The sequence below is a fragment of the Blautia sp. ZXY-1-B12 genome, from assembly GCF_056339915.1.
Genome location: NZ_JBWJVP010000095.1, coordinates 1 through 5804, shown reverse-complemented (window position 1 = coordinate 5804; position 5804 = coordinate 1). Strand labels below are relative to the sequence as shown.

General features: G+C 42.5%; 8 protein-coding genes and 1 pseudogene. All 9 read left to right on the top strand.

The window, feature by feature from the left end; genetic code table 11:
- Nucleotides 1–859: pseudogene (locus AC075L_RS06180) on the top strand (replication initiation factor domain-containing protein); the annotation flags it as partial.
- Between the two features lie 4 nt (nucleotides 860–863).
- Nucleotides 864–995, top strand: a complete 132-nt coding sequence (locus AC075L_RS06175; RefSeq protein WP_117690402.1) for a DUF3789 domain-containing protein — start codon at nucleotides 864–866, stop codon at nucleotides 993–995.
- Entirely contained in the window at nucleotides 995–1216 is a 222-nt protein-coding gene (locus AC075L_RS06170) for a hypothetical protein (RefSeq protein ID WP_005363222.1), read from the top strand. The genes AC075L_RS06175 and AC075L_RS06170 overlap by 1 nt, the downstream gene beginning before the upstream one ends.
- A 68-nt stretch (nucleotides 1217–1284) precedes the next feature.
- The gene (locus AC075L_RS06165) at nucleotides 1285–1791 is read left to right on the top strand and encodes a superinfection exclusion B family protein (RefSeq protein ID WP_015541085.1); all 507 of its coding nucleotides are present in this window, start codon (nucleotides 1285–1287) and stop codon (nucleotides 1789–1791) included.
- A gap of 70 nt (nucleotides 1792–1861) precedes the next feature.
- Entirely contained in the window at nucleotides 1862–2107 is a 246-nt protein-coding gene (locus AC075L_RS06160; RefSeq protein WP_015541086.1) for a hypothetical protein, read from the top strand.
- A complete protein-coding gene (locus AC075L_RS06155) occupies nucleotides 2089–2583 on the top strand; it encodes an antirestriction protein ArdA (protein WP_270389867.1) in 495 nt (164 codons plus the stop codon). Before AC075L_RS06160 ends, AC075L_RS06155 begins: the two co-directional genes overlap by 19 nt.
- 23 nt (nucleotides 2584–2606) lie before the next feature.
- Nucleotides 2607–3095 (top strand): antirestriction protein ArdA, encoded by a 489-nt coding sequence (locus AC075L_RS06150; protein ID WP_118207718.1) that lies wholly within the window; start codon nucleotides 2607–2609, stop codon nucleotides 3093–3095.
- Nucleotides 3096–3210: 115 nt separating this feature from the next.
- Entirely contained in the window at nucleotides 3211–3600 is a 390-nt protein-coding gene (locus AC075L_RS06145; RefSeq protein WP_021865983.1) for a conjugal transfer protein, read from the top strand.
- Nucleotides 3587–5804, top strand: a 2218-nt coding sequence (tcpF, locus tag AC075L_RS06140; protein WP_476387360.1) for a conjugal transfer ATPase TcpF, incomplete at its 3' end; no start/stop codon positions are given. The genes AC075L_RS06145 and tcpF, both read left to right, overlap by 14 nt.

Sequence of the window (5804 nt, the reverse complement as noted above, 5' to 3'; positions counted from 1 at the left end):
TTGGTGATGTGTTCGTGCTGACATCACCCGATAAAGAGAAAGGCACACTGCTGGAGCTGAAAGGCAAAGGCTGTCGGCAGATGGAAAGTTATCTGCTGGCACAGCATAGGAGCTGGTATGACTTTCTCATGGACGCTCTGGTGGAAGGAGGTGTGATGAAACGTCTTGACCTTGCCATCAACGATATGGCAGGAATCTTGGATATTTCAGAGCTGACAGAGAAATGCAACCGTGAAGAATGTATTTCCGTATTCCGCAGCTTCAAGAGTTACCGCAGCGGTGAGCTGGTGAGAAGCAATGAACAGGACAGATACGGAATGGGAAATACGCTTTATATCGGTTCGCTCAAATCAGAGGTTTATTTCTGTATCTATGAAAAGGACTATGAGCAGTATGTGAAATACGATATTCCGATTGAAGATACGAAAATCAAGAACCGTTTTGAAATCCGGCTGAAAAATGAGCGAGCCTATTATGCGGTGCGTGACCTGCTGACCTACCATGACGCAGAGCGTACCGCTTTTGACATTATCAACCGTTATATGCGGTTCGCTGACAAGGAGGTGGAGAAAAGACGCAGCGAATGGAAAACCAATGAGAAATGGGCGTACTTATCGGTTCTGATCGTGGGCGTTTGAAACTGACGACCAAACCAGAACCGTATACGCTCACTCGGACGCTCAACTGGATAAGCAGACAGGTAGCTCCCACATGGAAAGTCTTGCAGCAGATAGACAGTACCAACGGTACGACCTATCTCAAAGATATTTTAGACCATGCGAAGCTCACGGAGCGTCACAAGAAACTGATTGAACAGCAGACAACTTCTACAGAGGAAATCATCAACAAGGAGGAATGACAACATGAAACATATCTTATTTGATTTATTTTTAGTATCTCTTGGTGCAGGTATCGGAGTGGTTACAATGTGTCTGGTACGGGCTGGCAGCCAGTTTGACAGAGATATGGAAACATGGAAAAGAGGTGAGAAATAATGAATTTCGGACAGAACTTATACAACTGGTTTTTATCCAATGCACAGTCACTTGTGCTTATGGCAATCGCTGTTATCGGGGTGTATCTCGGTTTCAAGCGTGAGTTTTCCAAACTTATTGGCTTTCTGGTGATTGCCTTAATCGCTGTCGGTCTGGTATTCAATGCCGCTGGCGTGAAAGACGTACTGTTACAGTTATTCAATAAGATTATCGGGGCGTAATCATATTGTTATATCCTCCGCAAGATGTTATAATTTGTTGTAATTTAATGAATTGCGGAGGAATGATTATGAAAGATTTTATTGATTTCTTAAAATTACCGCCTAATATTCTAGGAGCTTTGTCTATTGCAAGCGGAGCATTATTACTATTGCCAGACCAGTTGGCTAAAAGGCTATATATGACAGAGTTTCGTGATAAATATGGATTTACAATAGGTATTATTTTTGTCGTTTCAACTGCTATACTAATAGTTCTTATAGTTAGTAAAATATATCATTACTTTTATGATAAGCATTCATCAAAAAAATTGGTTGAAGCACAAACAAAATATCTTAAAAGAATGACACCAGAACAAGTTATTGTGATTCGGGAGTTTATCAATGAACCAACACATACATTGCCACTTCCTTATAATAATGGATTGGTAATTGAGTTACAACACCTGCAAATTATTACACCAGCAGGACAAACTCATTTGGTAGATATGTTAGACCCTCAAATTCAATTCTTTTTGCAACCGTGGGTTATTCAGAGAATTAACAATGATGATGAATTAAGGCAAAAATTTTATTAAAATGAATTAGCAGTAAATCATAATAGGTTTGCTGCTTTTTTTATACAAAATTTTTAGATTGGAGGACAACATGAAAACAGATATTTTTGAGGATATGAAAGATTATATCGGCTGTAATGATGTTTCCGACCTGCCTTACCGCAAGCGTGAGGTATGGGAAGAAATCAAACGACAGATACCTCTTCAATATCCTAAAGAACAGTTAGAAAAGTTTTCTCATTATGTGTTTGGTGTAGATTATGCTGTTATAATGGGAATACTGGATATGATGAAAGGAAGTGACAGACCATGCAGGAAATGCGAGTTTACTTGTTAAATAATACAAAACCGTATCGTGAGGGTGACGAAGAATATTCTGGTGCTTGGTTCAACTGCCCTGTGGACTTTGAGGAAATCCGAGAAAAAATCGGTGTGGAACATGAAGAACAGATTGAGATTGCAGACTATGAGCTGCCCTTTGACTTACACAGTGATATGCTACTTTGGGAAATCAACGCCAACTGCCGCATGGTGCTGGAATTGGAGGGTACGCCTATCGGCAATGAAATGAAAGCCATTCAGCAGAAATGGTTTTCCAGCTTCGAGGAATTTATCGACCACAAGGACGAGATACGCTACTATGATGTGGGTGACGGTGCAGCTCTGGCAGAATACCTTATCCGTGAAGAATATGTTTTTGGTGAGATTCCTCACGAACTGTTGAAACATATCGACTATCACTCCTATGGTAGTGAGCTGGAAATGGACGACAGATACTTATTTACCACAAGCGGCGTATTCCGCTATCAGTAAAGGGGTGATGTGGTATCGAAGAAATGCGAATCTATATCGCCAATCTTGGGAAATACAACGAGGGTGAGCTTGTGGGTGCGTGGTTTACGCCGCCCGTTGATTATGACGAGATGGCAGAACGTATCGGCTTGAATGACAGATACGAAGAATACGCAATCCATGATTATGAGCTACCCTTTGAGATTGACGAGTACACACCCATTGAGGAAGTCAACCGCCTGTGTGAAATGGTGGAGGACTTACCAGAAGACATACAGGACGAATTATCGGAACTGCTAGGCTATTACAGTAGCTTGGAAGATTTGTGCGAACATGCAGACGATATTATCCATTATCCCGATTGTGACGATATGACAGACGTTGCCTATTACTTCATAGATGAATGTCAAAGTCTGGGTGAGATACCAGACAGAATCCGCAGTTACATAGACTATGAAGCCTACGGGCGTGACCTTGATTTAGAGGGGTGTTTTGTCGTCACCAATCATGGCGTGTTTGAATGTCCGTATTAACAATTACAACTGAATATTTTTTATCTGCCAGTGAAATGACACTGGTTATTTTTTTGCAGCAGCCTTGAAACATAGGCTGCTGTTTCCATTTTAGAACAGAAAGGAGCTGTGAAAATTGAAGAAAATCAAAAGCTATACAAGCATATGGAGCGTGGAAAAAGTCATTTATGCAATCAACGACTTTCAACTCCCGTTCCCGCTCACATTCAGTCAGATGGCTTGGTTCGTGGTGTCGCTGTTTGTGGTGATTCTCTTTGGGGAGCTACCGCCCTTTAACATGATTGACGGTGCATTTCTCAAATACTTTGGAATCCCTGTGGCGTTCACTTGGTTTGTATCGCAAAAGACCTTTGACGGAAAAAAGCCTTTTGGATTCCTAAAATCCTGTGTGAGCTTTTTCCTCCGACCAAAAGTGACCTATGCAGGAAAAGCTATCAAACTGAAAAATCAGAAATTCAATACAAGCGTGACCGCAGTTAGGAGTGTGATGTATGTTCCCGATTAAGTACATAGAAAACAATCTGGTGTTCAACCATGACGGTGAGTGCTTTGCCTACTATGAGCTGACACCTTACAATTATTCGTTCCTGTCACCAGAAGAAAAATACATGGTGCATGACAACTTCCGTCAGCTTATCGCCCAGAACCGTGACGGAAAAATCCATGCCCTACAGATTGCCACAGAGGACAGCCTGCGTGCAGTACAGGAGCGTTCCAAAAAGGGAATCACAGGCAGATTAAAAGAGATTGCCTGTAAAAAGGTAGATGAACAGACAGAAGCGTTGGTTGAGATGATTGGTGAAAATCAGATTGACTACCGCTTTTTTCTTGGCTTCAAGCTGCTGGTAAATGAGGAAGAAATCAGCTTCAAGGGTATGCGAAAATCAGCAGCTATGACCTTTGCGGATTTTATCTATGAAGTCAATCACAAGCTGATGGGTGACTTCGTTTCCATGAGTAATGATGAAATCAACCGTTTCCTAAAGATGGAAAAACTCTTGGAAAGCAAAATCTCACGCCGCTTTCAGTTCCGCAGACTAGATAAGAACGACTTCGGCTACCTCTTGGAACATATCTACGGGAATACCGGCGTTGCCTACAGTGATTACAGTTATGACCTCCCGATAAAAAAGTTAAAGCGTGAAACACTGGTGAAGCGATATGACCTTATCCGTCCGACACGCTGCATGATTGAAGAAAACCAGCGATACCTAAAGATTGAGCGTGAAGATCAGACAACTTTTGTTGCCTACTTCACGATTAACAATATCGTGGGTGAGCTGGATTTTCCGTCAAGCGAGATATTTTATTATCAGCAACAGCAATTCACGTTCCCCGTTTCCACTTCTATGAATGTGGAAATCGTCACCAACAAAAAGGCTCTGACGACTGTTAGGAATAAAAAGAAAGAGCTGAAAGACTTGGATAATCATGCTTGGGAATCCAACAACGAAACGGGAAGTAACGTCATGGACGCTCTGGATTCGGTGAATGAACTGGAAACAAATTTAGACCAGTCCAAAGAATCCATGTATAAATTATCCTACGTTATCCGTGTGGCAGCTGACACTCTGGAAGAATTGAAACGCCGCTGTGATGAAGTCAAAGATTTCTATGATGATTTGAACGTCAAGCTGGTTCGCCCATTCGGTGATATGTTGGGGTTGCATGGTGAGTTTATCCCGTCCAGCAAAAGATATATCAATGATTATATCCAATACGTCACTTCGGACTTTCTCGCCGGACTTGGCTTCGGTGCGACACAGCAGCTTGGGGAAACGGACGGTATCTATATCGGCTATAACCTTGATACAGGAAAGAACGTCTATCTAAAACCTAGCCTTGCAGCACAGGGCGTAAAAGGTTCTGTGACAAATGCTCTTGCGGCTGCTTTTCTCGGTTCGCTCGGTGGTGGGAAGTCTTTCTGTAACAACCTTATCATCTATTATGCGGTGCTGTTTGGAGGAAAAGCGGTCATTGTAGACCCAAAATCAGAGCGTGGTAACTGGCAGGAAACGATACCCGACATTGCACAGGAAATCAAGATAGTTAATCTCACCAGTGAGGACAAAAACAGAGGACTTCTTGACCCGTATGTGATTATGAAGCGAACAAAGGACGCTGAAAGTCTGGCAATCGACATTCTGACATTCCTTACAGGTATTTCGTCCCGTGACGGTGAGAAGTTCCCTGTATTAAGGCGTGCAATCCGTTCCGTGACACAGAGCAAAAAACGAGGACTGCTCCGTGTCGTTGATAAATTAAGGAAAGACGATTCTCCTGTGGCAGAAAATATCGCAGACCATATCGAGAGCATGACCGATTATGACTTTGCACACCTTTTATTCTCGGACGGTGATGTGGAGCAGTCCATCAGTTTAAACAGGCAGCTCAACATCATACAGGTGGCAGACCTTGTGTTGCCGGATAAGGACACGAAGTTTGAAGAATACACCACAATGGAATTATTGTCCGTGGCTATGCTGATTGTCATTAGTACCTTTGCCCTTGATTTTATCCATTCCGACAGGAGCATTTTTAAGATGGTGGACTTGGACGAGGCGTGGACGTTCCTACAGGTGGCACAGGGGAAAGCATTGTCTAACAAGCTGATTCGTGCTGGACGCTCCATGAACGCTGCTGTTTACTTCGTTACACAAAACTCTGGTGATGTGGACGATGAAAAGATGAAGAACAATATCGGCTTAA